At 40.8% G+C, this 15,085-nt stretch carries 11 protein-coding genes; 4 read left to right on the top strand and 7 right to left on the bottom strand.

What is annotated here, in order from left to right:
* The first annotated feature begins 165 nt into the window (after positions 1 to 165).
* Positions 166 to 1,029: a carbohydrate ABC transporter permease gene (locus NZ043_RS07670; protein ID WP_249913772.1), complete on the top strand. Its 864-nt coding sequence runs from the start codon at positions 166 to 168 to the stop codon at positions 1,027 to 1,029.
* Between the two features lie 236 nt (positions 1,030 to 1,265).
* On the top strand, positions 1,266 to 2,675 hold the full coding sequence (locus NZ043_RS07665; protein ID WP_133386225.1) for an MATE family efflux transporter: 1,410 nt from the start codon (positions 1,266 to 1,268) through the stop codon (positions 2,673 to 2,675).
* 295 nt (positions 2,676 to 2,970) lie between these two features.
* Here the strand turns inward: NZ043_RS07665 and NZ043_RS07660 are convergent, their stop codons facing one another.
* From NZ043_RS07660 to NZ043_RS07630, 7 genes are all read right to left on the bottom strand, one after another.
* A complete protein-coding gene (locus tag NZ043_RS07660) occupies positions 2,971 to 4,344 on the bottom strand; it encodes a lanthionine synthetase C family protein (RefSeq protein ID WP_240768227.1) in 1,374 nt (457 codons plus the stop codon).
* A gap of 5 nt (positions 4,345 to 4,349) precedes the next feature.
* The gene (locus NZ043_RS07655; RefSeq protein WP_133386222.1) at positions 4,350 to 6,161 is read right to left on the bottom strand and encodes an ABC transporter ATP-binding protein; all 1,812 of its coding nucleotides are present in this window, start codon (positions 6,159 to 6,161) and stop codon (positions 4,350 to 4,352) included.
* A 45-nt stretch (positions 6,162 to 6,206) separates the two neighbouring features.
* Positions 6,207 to 9,419, bottom strand: a complete 3,213-nt coding sequence (locus NZ043_RS07650) for a lantibiotic dehydratase (protein WP_133386221.1) — start codon at positions 9,417 to 9,419, stop codon at positions 6,207 to 6,209.
* Between the two features lie 37 nt (positions 9,420 to 9,456).
* Positions 9,457 to 10,227, bottom strand: coding sequence for an ABC transporter permease (locus NZ043_RS07645; protein ID WP_133386220.1), 771 nt, complete (start codon positions 10,225 to 10,227; stop codon positions 9,457 to 9,459).
* A 9-nt stretch (positions 10,228 to 10,236) separates the two neighbouring features.
* Entirely contained in the window at positions 10,237 to 11,031 is a 795-nt protein-coding gene (locus tag NZ043_RS07640; RefSeq protein ID WP_133386219.1) for an ABC transporter permease, read from the bottom strand.
* On the bottom strand, positions 11,028 to 11,756 hold the full coding sequence (locus NZ043_RS07635) for an ATP-binding cassette domain-containing protein (RefSeq protein WP_124116695.1): 729 nt from the start codon (positions 11,754 to 11,756) through the stop codon (positions 11,028 to 11,030). Before NZ043_RS07635 ends, NZ043_RS07640 begins: the two co-directional genes overlap by 4 nt.
* 460 nt (positions 11,757 to 12,216) lie before the next feature.
* A complete protein-coding gene (locus NZ043_RS07630; RefSeq protein ID WP_064641713.1) occupies positions 12,217 to 12,396 on the bottom strand; it encodes an FDLD family class I lanthipeptide in 180 nt (59 codons plus the stop codon).
* A gap of 428 nt (positions 12,397 to 12,824) precedes the next feature.
* Here NZ043_RS07630 and NZ043_RS07625 point away from each other — a divergent pair, with 428 nt between their 5' ends.
* Entirely contained in the window at positions 12,825 to 13,535 is a 711-nt protein-coding gene (locus NZ043_RS07625) for a response regulator transcription factor (protein WP_339311299.1), read from the top strand.
* Positions 13,532 to 15,037, top strand: coding sequence for a HAMP domain-containing sensor histidine kinase (locus tag NZ043_RS07620; RefSeq protein WP_339311297.1), 1,506 nt, complete (start codon positions 13,532 to 13,534; stop codon positions 15,035 to 15,037). The genes NZ043_RS07625 and NZ043_RS07620 overlap by 4 nt, the downstream gene beginning before the upstream one ends.
* Positions 15,038 to 15,085: the final 48 nt, after the last annotated feature.

The raw sequence follows: 15,085 nt of genomic DNA, 5'->3' as shown, positions 1-15,085 counted from the left end.
GCCCCCTGCTGCGTCACTTTCCCTTGACGTGCCCCGGCACGCCTGCGGAAAATTTCCTTGCTTGGAACGAAAATTCGGCAAAATCTGCCACCTTCGGAGTTTCCAGACACGCCCTAGTGAAATGAAAGGAGGTCCATCCAAGTGAAGACGGATACGGCCGTTAGATTGCCAACGTACCCGGGGACAGGCCGAGGTTCGGCATGGTTAAGGAGATTCGGATATATTCTGCTGTATTTCCTCTTGTCCCTGGTAGCTTTGCTGCAAATTTTGCCCTTGGTATGGCTGCTGTTGTTCTCGCTTAAAAATAATCAGGAAGTATTCGACATGGCGCCTTTTTCCCTTCCTGCTACTCCGCGTTGGGAAAACTATGTCAAGGTATGGACAGAGGGAAATATCAGCTTGTACTTCTTCAACAGTGTATGGATTACGGTGGTCTCGGTTGTGTTCACTGTGCTATTTGCCAGTCTGGTGACCTTTGCCATTACACGTATGCGCTGGAAGGGGCGTTCGTTGGTATTGGGGTTATTCATGGTGGGTCTGATGATCCCAGTACACTCCACGTTGATTCCGCTGTTCAGCTTGTTCCTGAAGCTTCATCTCACAGATCATCCTTTGTCAGTCATCTTGTCTTATATTGCCTTTAATATGCCAATTACCATTATGATTCTACTCGGATTCTACTACGCGCTTCCCCGTGAAGTGGAAGAAGCCGCAGTGATGGATGGCTGCTCCGTGCATCGGATTTTCTTTCGGATTGTGCTGCCGATGACGTCTTCGGTCATTTCAACAACGGCGATCATCAACATGATCTATAACTGGAATGAATTCATCTTTGTTAATACGTTCATCAGTACAGATTCGTACAAAACCCTAACTGTTGGGGTACAAAACTTTATCGGTCAATATACAACGGATTGGGGAGCCATTGGTGCAACGCTGATGATTAGCATTATGCCGATCCTGATTGCTTTTCTCATCCTGAGTAACCGAATCGTGGAGGGCATTGCTGCGGGTTCGGTTAAAGGTTAAAAGGCTGAGGACCTAAGGTCCTTCCATTACTTGCTTAAAAGCGGGTTGGGAGGGGCCTTTTTTGTCTTCTACAACCTCTGACAGGCGTACGGAAGGGGGGCTCGATGAAAACGCTGAAAATACCTATTTATTGAATTGCAAAAAACTTTCAACTATTTTCGCAAAACTACTGCATTTTCAAACCACCTGTGCTAACATACCCTAAGAATTAAAGCCCACATGGGAAAGGTGAGAAAATGACAGCAATATCCTCAACCAAAGAGTCCCTTCGTTCTGATGCCAAGGATCTGAATCTGATTCGACTGACATGGCCTATTTTCTTGGAACTCTTCTTATTTATGTTGATGGGGAGCGTGGATACGCTCATGCTCAGCTCGGTATCCGATAATGCGGTCTCCGGCGTTGGAGCAGCCAATCAGATTATTTCTATCGCTATCCTTGTACTGGAAGTCATTGGACATGGTGCTGCGATTGTAGTCGCACAATATATCGGATCGAAAAAGTTAAGTGAAGCAGCACAAGTTACGGGTAATGCGATCACACTGAATCTTATCGTAGGTCTGGTCCTGAGCGGAATCTTCCTTCTGTTTGGAGGACAATTGCTAACACTTCTGAATATTCAAGGCGAAATTTATGATTTTGCCCGTTCGTATATAAATATCGTCGGTGGCGGTATCTTCCTCCAGGCACTCATTAATGCGCTGGCTGCGACGATCCGTACACATGGTTACACCAAAGAAACGATGTATGTTGCTGTATTCATGAACGTGATTCACGTTGTTGGTAACTATGCATTGATCTTTGGACACTTCGGCCTGCCGAAGCTTGGGGTGGAAGGGGCAGCAATCTCCACGGTGGGAAGCCGGTTTATCTGCCTGCTGATCTTCTTCTGGTTGTTGTATCGTGTGAGCGAGGTACGGGTGGATTTCGAATACTACATTAAGTTGTCCAAACATTTTATTGGCAAAATACTGCGGATTGGCATTCCGTCTGCGATGGAATCGATGGTATATCATTCCTGCCAGCTCGTGTTCACGCTGTATGTGACCTATCTGGGCGCAGAAGCTATGGCAACCAAACAGTATGCGGGTAATATCTCCAGCTATATCTACTTGTTCAGCATGGCGATTGGTATGGGGACATCGATCATTGTAGGCCGGCTTGTGGGTGCGCGGCGCAAAGACGATGCGTACAAACGTGTTTTTGACAGTGTAAAATGGGCCCTTCTGGCCACGGTTATCATTGATGTAATCATCATTTTTTTCCGTGTGCCTCTGATGAGCATATTTACGGATAATCCGGAAATTATCAAGCTGGGGGCTCAAGTAATTTTGCTCAGTCTTTTGCTCGAAACCGGACGTACCTGCAACATTGTGATCATTGGTTCCCTGCGTGCGGCAGGGGATGCAAAATTCCCGGTATACATGGGGCTGATCTCCATGGTCTGCATGAGTCTGCCACTGGGGTACCTGCTCATATTCCAGCTTCATCTGGGGCTCGCGGGTGTGTGGCTTGCCATTGCGGCTGATGAGTGGACGCGTGCGGTCATTATGTACTTCCGCTGGAAGAGTAGAGCTTGGGAGAAACATGAATTGGTGGAACATGATGACGAAGAGGTTGTTCCGCAGACCGTTCCTGCCGTTTAGGACAGTGAACGCTAAAATAATGGCTAAACCATCACCGAGTAACTTTCCTTTTCTCGGTGATGGTTTAGCCAAAGATTCTGCTTCACTTTCCATAAGTCAGTATAGCGCTATAATTGGCCAGAGTCTGTACTTGATCGAGACTGGGCTGTATGAGGCGCTAGGGCTGGCGGAGGTTGCCGCGGAAGTGGGACTGTCGACGCAACATTATTACTGGGTATTCCAATTACATTGCAGAGCTTGATGAGAACGATTCATGGATACGTCTGGGGTCAGTAAATGATCGTTTTTTTTTCATTTAATGTATCAATAACACTTGATCCCATTCAGGACTTTTATCTGATAATAATGATGCCAAAACCAAAGCAACCCCAGCTGCTCCGTTCAAAAGGCCTGCTTCATCAATATATTGAAGTTTATTATCAATCCAGTTTATGTCGCAATATCCAAATATAGATTCCGGATTATAGAAATCCAGAACCTTTTCTACAAGGCGGTCACGCATCATTCTTAAACGTTCTTCCCCAGTTTCAGAGTACATCCGTTGGATCAGTAGAAGCCAACCTGAAAGACCATGACAAATAGTTGGTGAAATCAACCCTCCGTCCATATCTATGCGTTTTTCCATATTTAGATATGATTCAAGTGCAAGAGCAGATAACTCTTTATTTTCCAAAGCATTGCCTGCCAACCATATTGCACGCGCAATACCAGGAGTTCCATAGCACCACGAATCTCTTGGATGTATTTTATTTTCAATATGCAGATTGCCCAATTCCCATTCTTCATATGAAACCCGGCCAGGCCAGTATATTCCGTCTTCACCAATGACTTTCCACCCAACAAGCCAATCAGTGAGTGTCCTTAATTCATCTTTTAAGGGTTCAGCAGGTAGTCCTTTAAGTATCGCAATGCTCATAAGTGAAATGGGCCCCGCAATTCCATGGGAAAGCCCTAAATTGAAGTTTCCAGAAGGATACTGTTTTGCCTCACTAGCATGAAATTGGCTCCAAGCAGAAATATGCCATCCAGGAACGGTTTCTTCCCCTATTCCCTTCTTTGCACAATATAATTTGAACCAATTTACAATCTGTTCCCATACTTTTTTCATTCCCGGGCGATCATAATATGATAAAATAACTCTTCCAAGCCCACTTAGGCCAAGGATCGTATCATAATCACCAATTTTCATATCAGTACTTCCCCAATTTTTAACTAGTTCATTAACTTTTTTAATTGCTAGTTCTTCCATCCAAGTTGCAATACCTTCTGTCATTGACTGGTAACGGATGCCTTTCCTCGATAGGGAATATGTAGCCACTAGAACACCGGGTAATCCGCCATATAATGACAAATCATGCAACCCCGTTTGTTCAAGCTTATTCTGCAATTCCTTTAAATACTGATGTCCTATATAATCCCAACCAGCATCCGGTTGGAGATAATCCAATTCCCCCATTAATAGGCAAATTCCAGAATATCCGTTACTCAGACTTTCTTCCGTCCACCGCTCTACTTCGAATCCATCAACAGCTAATATAGAATTTTGAGATTTTATTAAAATTTCGCTTGGATTTTTATATCGTTCTGCAACAGAGTCCAATGTGCTTGCAACTCTGTTTCTTAAGTCGCCTTCTAAACTCAACCATCTGTTCAAATTAGGGTTTTCCACAATATTCAATGCTGATATACCTCCTCAACGCTGTTTTCCTGAAATGTTTTAGCTTGTATACGATACATCTCAGCATACGTACCATTATCACTAAGCAATTTCTCGTGTGTCCCATGTTCAATAATTTCACCGTTCTCCATGACAATTATTTGATGAGCAAGGCGTGCAGAAGATAGTCGGTGAGTAATGAACACACCGATCTTATCTTTCATTAAATCAAGAAATAACTCCAACAAATCTCGTTCTGCAACCGGGTCTAAAAACGCGCTAGGTTCGTCTAAAATGTACAAATCGGCATTGCGTATGAAAGCTCTGGCAATGGCTAACCTCTGCCATTGCCCGCCAGATAATTGCTGACCTTCTTCAAACCATTTACCCAACTGCGTATCAAGGCCCTGGGGCAAAGAATGGATTACATCATCAATAGATGCGTATTTGGCTGCATTTAGTATCATTTGGTCTTGGTCCAACTGATCCAATGAACCAAAACCTATGTTGTTTCTGGCAGACATTTCATAATGAACAAAATCTTGGAAAACAGTACCGATTTTTTTTTGATACATATTCAGATCGTAATCGGTTATATTTTTTCCGTTTACGATAATTTCACCTTCGTAATTGTCATAAAGTTGCATTAATACTTTCATTAACGTTGTTTTTCCTGATCCGTTTTTACCAACTATAGCTATAGTCTGCCCCCTTCGTAACGATAGGGAAATGTTCTTCAACGCTATTTTGTCATTCCCATTATACTGAAAAGAAACATTCTTGAGTTCTAGGCGTTCTAAGCTAAAATCACATTGTTTGTTTTGCAGAGATGATCGAGAAACAGGGTCAGATGTTGGTAACTCAAAGAACAGGAACAATTGCTCCATATAGAGATGGTTTTGGGAAAATTGTAACAAACTTCTCATTATGGACTGTATTTGACTTTGTGTAAGTACTATTGCCTGAATATACCCGTACAAACTGCCAATCATCAAGGTACTTAACAATGTTTCTTGAATGACAAACCAAACCAACCAAAGCATCACTGCAAGCTCAAAAAAATTGTAAATAAATGTGTATTTAGTTAGCTTTCCTAACATTTTCTTGTCTACTTTATAAAAGCTTTCGAGCAATTCAGAGTACCTGTTAAGTAAATGAGTGCTTAATTGAAAAACTTTGACTTCCTTAACTGCCCGATCATTTGTAAGCAAATGCGTCAGATACCATGATTGACGATATAAAGGGGTCCTTTTCATATAGATATCGAATTGTTGTTTGTTTAATTTGAATAAAGAATACAGAGATGTCAAAGAGACTACGAGAATGATCGGTACAGTCCACCATTTCCATAGAAACAACCAAGTTGAGGATGAAATTACAGTGATAAGACCAGAGATAATACCCGCTACTTGGCTATATAGCTGATATGGCCGAAATGCTGCCTCTTGAGTTGCACGTTTTAATTGATCGTTGATAGACGAATTTTCGAAGTCAGCAAGTCCAAGTTGAGTTGATTTTTTCCCGATCATGATATTCAAAGACTTCGCTAATGAAGCTTCTAAATTTCCCTCCACATAGGTTTGTCCTGAATTAATGATTAATTTTACTGCGTACACAATAACAAACAAGATAAAAGGTATGCGTACTAGATCCGCTCCATGCATCAAAGAATATGAAATCCCATTCAACATATTCTGCATTACAACCAAACTAAAAAAGGGAATCAAACCTTGTAGGATATGCAATATTGCACTAATTATAAACAATACTTTATTAGTCTGAAAAATTAGTGAAAATAACTTCATACTGCTTTTCGCTGAATTCCACATAAAAACTCCATTTTCCGTTTATGATTTTTTATTTACAAAAACACTTCATACACTGCTCAAGTTTTCCGTTCTTTTTCTTTTATGGTATTGTATCAAGCTGTTCATCGCGTGGCGTGTTAGTATCATTATTTTCTGTTCCAGCTTTCGATCAGTTCCAATTAGTCGATTTAAGTGCATGTGAATAATACTAAACACGATGTCGTCTGTACTATTCGTCAATAAAACTTCTGAACGATGTTTCTCCAGCTTTTGATAGTATTTTAAACTGCTGTTTGCTCTTGATTCGAAAACGGGCAATAGTTCTTGTGTGAATTTCTCCGAAGCCGCGGTTTGGGAAGTATTTAAACCAAAAAGAACATTAAGCATATCCATATATGTGTTGCGGACCTTGCGAAAATCTTGAAGGTAATCTTTAACATCAAACTTTTCATTTAAAGTTTCGAAACATTCAGTTTTGTTGTATCCTAGATGAGTAAGAAGATGAATTACACTAAGTACACCAATTTGTTCAATCTCAAATTCACGTCTCTCGAAACGGTTTAGACGAATTAATCCAGCCACCACATAACTATCTTCGGAGAACAGAGATTCTGCTAACTTCATTAACTCCGTTCCGCCATATCTTTCTATCTCAGGTTCATAAGTTTCTAGTGTGAATTTAGTTATATAACCATCCTTAAACCACTCGTCACTCCATTTTTTAAATAACTGAGCGAATAGCTGAGATTTATCATTGGATTTGAACTTGAACCTTACCCTAACATGCGGATCAGGATCAGCGTAGCGTATAAAATAAGCTTGTTCTATTAAACCAATATCTTTAGCCTCGTTCACACATTCCTCCCAATAAAGAGCAAGGAATTCATTTTGTCTGCTATCCAATCCGTATAATTTAGCATAAAACCACTCATTGCCAGGGAGATAGATATCTTTCCCTAAAACCCCTCTGTCCGATAGCTTTTTGAAAGGGAAAACGGGTGAACTTCCTTTAATTGGTATAGCATCGTCTATAATGAGTGGAAACACAAATTCAGCAGCCAAACAACCATCACTACGATGGATAGGCAAATTTTCAAATCCACCGGCGTGTTCGATTAAATTTATATGTCGTGTTGTCTTTAAATTTTTTAATAATTCACTTAAATGTAGCGGATGATCCAAATCCAGTAAAATTCGATTATCTGAATCAATCAAATAAACATATCTTGGAACATTCCATTCCCTCAAAAATGTTAAAACCCAATTCTTTAATTTGTCTGCATTAATACTTTCTTTCAAATTATTATTAGGGTAACGAAGATTCCATTTTGCAGGAGACAACACAATTTTTTTATATTGAATTCTTGGCATAAATGGGGCATTCATTAAATACCCAAAGTCTGGGGCGGACCATTGATCAAATCTCATCAAGCCAACCTCCATCAGGAATCTATAGATGTTCGGCGCATGATGATAATTGAACATATGACCTGCAGTTGGAATTACTTCCTTGTTTTGGGATACGGACCTAATATATAACCTTCCTTCTTTTACACCTACGACAAGATCAGACATGGATATGATCTGTTCGTTTGGAGTTATCCCACCATGACTAAGCGGAATTTCATGGTCCCGGTAGTTCTTCGTAAGCATTACATTCGCAGATTTACCCGAAGTGGGAAGAAAAGATGTTTCTGCCCACATTGCATCAGGATACAAGTCCTTTTCTTTTTTTGAAATCAGTGTTAAATCTTTTTGGAGATTGGGTTCAAGGATATCTAAAAAACGACCGAAAGTTTTTCCCGCTCCGTTTGAACCGGGATTAGGCGCCAGCACCAGTTTGTACTCCCCATGATCAAGACTGTTTTGATCCAACGTGTGAAGGGAAAAATACAATTCCATAGATGGTAATGGTGGTAGTTGGGAATCATTGGATCCTTCCAGTTGTTGTATAACGTGTTCATCCAATTCAACTGTATGCTGGCCTTTATGTATTGCGGATACCAACAGTTCCATAAATAATTGTTCCTGTTTCATTTTACCCTGAGAATCTCTGCGCTTTAACGCATATGAATTTTTACGGTTTTCAGGATAACGATACGTCGCCGGAGCACCCAACCCAAGCTCATCATCAATCAATTCTAAAACGGGGATTTCTTTAAGATCGCCATACCTTTCTAGAAAATCTTCTACATATCTTTTCAGGTGATCTTCTGAATAGTGTGAAAGCATATTAAGGATGTATGCTGCCTCTTCCACGTCTTTGCGAATATGCTCATTGAGTCTGATAGACTGATCTGCAAGTGACAAATCCACTTGTATAGTGGGTGTCTCCATCGGAATAAAATCATTCGTCATTCTACTAAGTTGTTTGAAAGTCTCTATTCCTTCTCCAACAGGAGTCTCGTTATATAACATTATCGTTTCGTGAATCTCATGCAATTTTTTTCCTATATCATTTACTCCCTGGAGCCCATTCACAAGACTAAAAACATGATAGAACGGATCTTTATCTATAGTGGACGGTCGCAGTTCAGTAATGAGGAACTCTTCTTTTATGAGTTGTTGCAAGTAATTATTGATAATTTCGCGGTCTGTTCCCGGAAACTCCAGTTCCATTTGGTTCAATACCTTGGAAAACTTTCGGGGGAAAGATAAATAATTCATAATCCAGTCAAATACAATGGTTGCTTTAACAGAGATGCTATCATTTGCTCCACTTTTCATTTTCCCATATCTCGTTAAGAAGGGGAGTTTAGCTCTATTACCTTGTTTATAAATTAATGCATTCGGGTAAATAGTTAGTTGTTCCAATATCTGTGGATCGTTTTCAAGTTGTTCTATTAGTTTGAGAATCCATCCCATATCAGGTCGTGCTCGTTTACGATAATGAGATATCTCCTTAATATCAAGTTGAGATTTGGCTGAAAACCTGCCAACAGTAATGCCTGAGAATAATCCAAAAGGAGTAGGTCTACTCATCATCCGGATTACATACTTCATTACGCTTGATACAACTTGCGCTTCAATCACATTAGACTTATTTTTGAATTCATCAATTTTAGAAAGCGACCTGTATAGGCTAGGGCTTGCAACAAGGATCGCTTCCCTGATCTCAGGTTTACGAGATAATTGCATCAAACTTTCCAAAGAATAACTAGCAACATTCTCAATAAGAGAATGTTGCTCGGGGAAACAAGAAAAAAATTTATTTAAGGGTAAAACTGGAGTTCTCAACATGAAAAAATCCAGTGTTTTATACGAATAACGTTTCATCATATTCTCCTCCCACTAGATGCCAGACAAGAGACACTTGTCATATTACTTTTCTTTGCCAACCCAAAAAACTGATTGCCCCAAAAAGAATGCTGGATCCAATTAAATATAGCCAAAAACTGATTGAACCTCCTGACTGAAGAGAAAGCAAAATTGGACGAAAAGGGTCAAATAAAAAAACTAATTCTGTTGCTATATAATGATAAAGTACAATAGATAATCCGAAAATCACGAGAAAGGCTATGATTGGCCTTGAGATAAACACACAAATAGCACTGCAGAATAGCAACTTAACAAGACAGGTAAGTAGAAAAATACCATAGAATTTGATCGTATACCATTCTGCTGGTAACCTTCCTACTTCGTCCTTAAAACCGTAAAGTGCCGCTGTATCGCTGCTAGAAAAAAAGGTTTTTGATCCAATCATAGAAATAATGTAAACAATTCCGATCCCAACAACAGTCGTTGTAGCCAACGCCAACAGTTTTCCCAGCCAAAGTTCGAACCTTCGGTATGGACGAAGTGCATACAATCTGTATGCGCCAGAATTCAATTCGCCACTTAACTGATCAATATAAAAAATAGGCAGCAGTGCCGCCATCATTAATAATGACATTCCATCCATCATAAACCAGGGAGCGTTAAGATTATTTAGCAAAATACTGCCTTCTCCAAAACGAAATACTCCTTTTTGTGACGAACTTAAACCCCAAATGTTGAAAATAATCACAATTAAAAAAGCAGAGAATAGTACAATCTTAGACTTTTTTTTCCAATCTCGTTCCAATTCACTAATCCATATGCCTAACATGTTTACCCCCTAATATAAGTAGTCACTTTTCACAAAGCGATGGTAGGCTCCCCATAGGAAAACAATAAGATGTACAACGACAACGGATAATATAGCCACAATTACATTTGTATTTCCGTCTATAACTTCGTTCAAACCAGTATGTTGTAGAAAAGGTATCAAGGAATAGGTAATGCTGAGTTCTAATAGAGGAATGTCACTGAATACTGCCGCAAGTTTAATAACTGCGCCGTCCAGTAACAATGATGCTAAAATGTAAAGCATACAGCCCCCGATTGCATATGTGACATTTTTGCTGTACATCGAAATACAAATAAACAAACTGGTTATCCCTAAGAGTGAAACAAATGCAAACCCGTAATATACAAAAGTGTAGCTAAGAGCCTCAAGAGAATAATTCAGCAAACCATTTTCATTGAATTGAAAAAAATAACCGGTAACTATCAAACAAACTGCAAACAAGATGAGCATCAGAAAAATACAAACACAAATCAACAATAGTTTGCTAAAAAAGATTTGCTTGCGGGTAAATTGACGAAGAAAAACATATCTCAACTGACCGCCTCTATATTCCTCGGTGAATATAGAAGCTGCAAATACAGCCATAATGATATCAACGGGAAAATACAAGTTATTTCGTAAGCCTGTAAGAATAAATAGCTGAGATAGCGTGTCATGATCAACTTGAAGCGTTTCAAAAAAACTGGCTGTCATATAAGCAAGACCAGGGATAGCCAAAACCAATAGCCATGTCCAACGTTTGGACCAAAGTCGTTCCCACTCACTATTGAATAACGTAATCATGCTCTCATTAACTCCACGAAAGCATCTTCTAACCTTTCGCCATCACGGATTAACTCGGCCGTAGGACCCTTCCAAATAACCTTTCCACTTTTTATGATTATTAATTCATCACACATCTGCTGGAGCTCATCCAGTAAATGGCTTGAGATAAAAAAAGCGTAGTTAAATTCGTTTCTCAAACTAAGGATGATATCTCTTAATGCTCTCATCCCCATGGGATCAAGACCGTTGGATGGCTCATCTAAAAGCAGAAGTTTCGGGTTTCCTAGCAGTGCCTGAGCAATACCCAAACGTTGCTTCATTCCAAGCGAGTACCCCTTAACTCGATCATTCCCTCTATCTCCCAACCCAACCCTTTCAAGCAACTCTTGAATATGATTTTCCCTATCAGATTTAGGCAGATCAGGATGCAGTCGTGCCAAATTGCGTAATACTTGCCTACCTGTCATATATTCAAAAAAAATGGGCGATTCTATAATTGCTCCCACCTGTGCTAATGCATTTTTTCGGTTTTTGTTTATTTCGTATGAATCTATCTTGACATGGCCATTACTTGGATGCATCAATCCTGTCATCATGCGCATCATCGTAGTTTTGCCTGCACCATTCGGACCAATGAAACCATAAATTTTTCCCTTTTCCAAGTTGAACGAAGTTTCTTGAATGATCTCACGTTTGCCTATCACTTTAGTTAGGTTGTTCACTTCCATAACAATATCAGGCATTATAACCCTCCTTCTAGAGCATTTCTTCGAATAGATTAAATGGTAATACATGAGATATTATGTTAAATGCGTACAAGATACGAAATTCACGAGAGACAATTGTGTCTAATTCAAGATTTGTCCACCTGAACGAAAACCACAAGGAGGACGTCTCGCAGCCATACCAGATATTCCCAAAATAAAAAATCGCCAAGTGATCCTAAAATATGATTGTGATGTCTACAAAGAGTCATTGGGTGGAATGCTTCTTTATTAAAGTAAGAGTTAACTTCGTTTGGAGACTCGGTATGATAAATTAACGTGTACGTTCAAGTCTCTTTTTAGCTTTGGTGTCCATTATGGTGCAGCTTGCTTAAACTTGAAGACACGCTCTAGTAAAAAAATGTTGTTCAAAATAACAAGAAGAGACTTATTCAGTCTCTTCAAGTAGTTGAACGAAAAAAATATGATTGTGAAAAAATTAACAAAGTGCTCCAATATTAGAGAAACATTTTACTCCTGCAGTAGGCGCGCAAGTATTGGCAGTTCTTGTTTGCTCTCCGCAACCACCAGTGCAGTTCCAAATACTTAAAGCTTGTGGCTGAACTGTACCTTCTGATTTTTTAATTTGTACATCAAGATCAAAGATTCCTTTTTCCATTTTCGTTACACTCCTCTAATTTTTTTGAAAAATCAAATTATGTAAGAATCTAGGTGCTGTATGAAAAAACATAAAAAGATCGTCACCTTTCTATATCTTCCATAAAAAAGTATTAACATGAAATAATGTAACATGAGGAAATAATAAAGTAAAGAATATAATTCCAAATATTGAATTTATATCAAATTAAAGGTGATTATCATAAAACTAAATAGGGGGTATATGAACTTATTATACATTTAATACAATATTGTAATTATAATAAATATATATTCTTATAATCAAATATTTTACATAATTTGATTCTGGAAATCTAGTCAATAGTGAGTTTTTTAGCAGGAACGATTGATAGTGTTGGCGAATCCGCGACTCCTTGTTAACATAGATGCAGAAAGCGTTTGATGACATTGCAGCAAAGGATGAATCCCATGAATAAAAAAGTGCTCGTGGTAGATGACGAATCAAGTATCGTCAGTGCTATTGCTTACGCGCTGCGGCGCGAAGGATATGAAGTAGATACTGCGAGTGACGGCGAAGAGGCCTTGGTCAAGGTCGCATCGTTTCACCCACAGGTCATGATTCTGGACGTCATGATGCCAAGGCTTGATGGATACGGCGTATGCCGCAGGCTGGAAGACCGGGAGGATATCGGCATTATTTTGCTGACCGTCAAAAATGATATCGTGGACAAAATCGTTGGCCTGGAAATGGGCGCCGATGATTACATGACCAAACCATTCGAGATCCGTGAACTGCTCGCAAGGGTGAAAGCGCTCATGCGCCGTGTCGAGAAAAGCAGTCCACCACCTGACGATTCGAAGAATCAGGCCATCGTGAATGGCACACTGCGTATTCATGTTGCTCACCGCACGGTGACCGTGAATGAGGAGAAGCTGGATCTGACACCAAAAGAGTTCGACCTGCTGACCATTCTCATGTCCAATCCCGAGCGTGTGTACACACGAGACGATCTGCTGGCCCGGGTCTGGGGCATGGAATATGCAGGTGGGACACGGACCGTGGACATTCACATCCAGCGTTTGCGCAAGAAAATCGGGGATACAGATCAGCAAAAATTGCAGACCGTGTACGGGATTGGTTACAAAGCTTCTGCGCCTGAAACAGGCGGGGCCATATGAGAGTCAGCATCAAGCTGAAGTTCAGTGTTTTTCTGGCAGCCTTGCTTATCCTGACCGTGGTTGTGCTTAGTTCACTGGTTCTGCGCGGTATTGAACGCAATCAGCAGTCACAGATTGAGGGTATTCTGTCCCAACAGACACGGCTGGTCAACTTGAACGTGAGACAAGCCTACTATACGGAGTCCGTTCATCTCGAACAGGACGTTTTTTTACAACAAAACGGCCGCAGGCTTGCACAGGAACTAGCCAATTCTACCGGATTGCCGATAGCGCTCTATGATATGAATGGCCAGCAAGTCGGTTCATCGATCAGCTCCGGGGAGAGTGCGATTGTTCAGGATACGCTTAACTATGCACTGCAAAATAAAATTGCCTATCATGAACAAGGGGATACCTTGCTCTATGCCGCACCATTGGACGGTCCGGATGGACAGATGGGTGCTGTATGGATGCAATATCCGGTCCAAAGCTACCATGAATTCTATACTCGCATCCTTCAATTGTTCATATGGGCCGGGATTACTGTTGTTGCGCTGAGTTTCATATTAGGTTATCTGTTCTACAATCGGTTTGCCGTTGCGATTACCCGGCTGAAGAGGTCCGCAGATTTCATTCGAGAAGGGAACTACATTACGGAGTCTCCTGTAAGGCGCAAGGATGAATTGGGAGAGCTGGGGCAGGGCATTTATTATATGAGTACATCCATTCAGCAAAACATCACAGCCATGCATGCGGAGCAGCAGAAGTTGCAACTGGCCATAGAGAAGCTGCAGGCGCTGGAACAGCAGCAGAAACAATATATCGGTAACATCAGCCATGAGTTCAAGACACCGCTAACGTCGATCAAAGCTTATGTGGAGCTGCTCGACATGTATAAGGATGATCCGCAACTGCTTGATGATGCCACGAGTAACATTGGCAAAGAAACAGAGCGGCTGTACGAGATGGTGGAGAAAGTACTACATTTATCTGCCCTAGAGAAGTACGACTTCGAGAATCAGGCCGAAGATGTAGAGGTCAGTGCTCTGCTGGAGGATGCCTGTGGCCGGATGCGTGGAAAAGCGGAGAAGTTTGCGCTGAACATGGAACTGGATCTTGAACCGGCGGTGATCCGTAGCGATCGGGAGAGTCTTATGCATATTTTCATCAACATGCTGGATAATGCGATCAAATATAACGTTCCGGATGGTGTGATCCAGGTAAAGAGCGAACTACGGATGCAGGAGCGTCAAGCGGTCATTCGCATCTACAACTCGGGTACGCCGATTCCGGCAGAGGCACGGGAGAAGATTTTTGAACCCTTTTATACCGTGAACAAAGACAGAGCCAGAAAAACCGGTGGAACCGGACTGGGACTATCTCTCGTGAAGCAGTTTGTTGAAAAACAGGGCGGTACAATCACCCTGCTGTCGGATGATCCAGAAGATGGGGAAGGTGTGACGTTTCAGCTCATTTTCCCTTTGGCTGATTCAAGTTTACAAGTTCGAAACAAGTCTGAATAACTTTGGAAGTATGCCATGTGTATGCTTGGTCTTATAGAAGAGAAACCA

The organism is Paenibacillus sp. FSL k6-2145 (assembly GCF_037976585.1).
Lineage (GTDB): Bacteria > Bacillota > Bacilli > Paenibacillales > Paenibacillaceae > Paenibacillus.
The sequence above is the reverse complement of the archived record's forward strand: the minus strand, read 5'-3'. Positions and strand labels throughout refer to the sequence as shown.

Coding starts and splice junctions, on each gene's coding strand:
- NZ043_RS07665 (WP_133386225.1), top strand. CDS start 1,266: ATGACAGCAATATCCTCAACCAAAGAGTCCCTTCGTTCTGATGCCAAG.
- NZ043_RS07655 (WP_133386222.1), bottom strand. CDS start 6,161: ATGTGGAATTCAGCGAAAAGCAGTATGAAGTTATTTTCACTAATTTTT.
- NZ043_RS07650 (WP_133386221.1), bottom strand. CDS start 9,419: ATGATGAAACGTTATTCGTATAAAACACTGGATTTTTTCATGTTGAGA.
- NZ043_RS07645 (WP_133386220.1), bottom strand. CDS start 10,227: ATGTTAGGCATATGGATTAGTGAATTGGAACGAGATTGGAAAAAAAAG.
- NZ043_RS07640 (WP_133386219.1), bottom strand. CDS start 11,031: ATGATTACGTTATTCAATAGTGAGTGGGAACGACTTTGGTCCAAACGT.
- NZ043_RS07635 (WP_124116695.1), bottom strand. CDS start 11,756: ATGCCTGATATTGTTATGGAAGTGAACAACCTAACTAAAGTGATAGGC.
- NZ043_RS07630 (WP_064641713.1), bottom strand. CDS start 12,396: ATGGAAAAAGGAATCTTTGATCTTGATGTACAAATTAAAAAATCAGAA.
- NZ043_RS07625 (WP_339311299.1), top strand. CDS start 12,825: ATGAATAAAAAAGTGCTCGTGGTAGATGACGAATCAAGTATCGTCAGT.
- NZ043_RS07620 (WP_339311297.1), top strand. CDS start 13,532: ATGAGAGTCAGCATCAAGCTGAAGTTCAGTGTTTTTCTGGCAGCCTTG.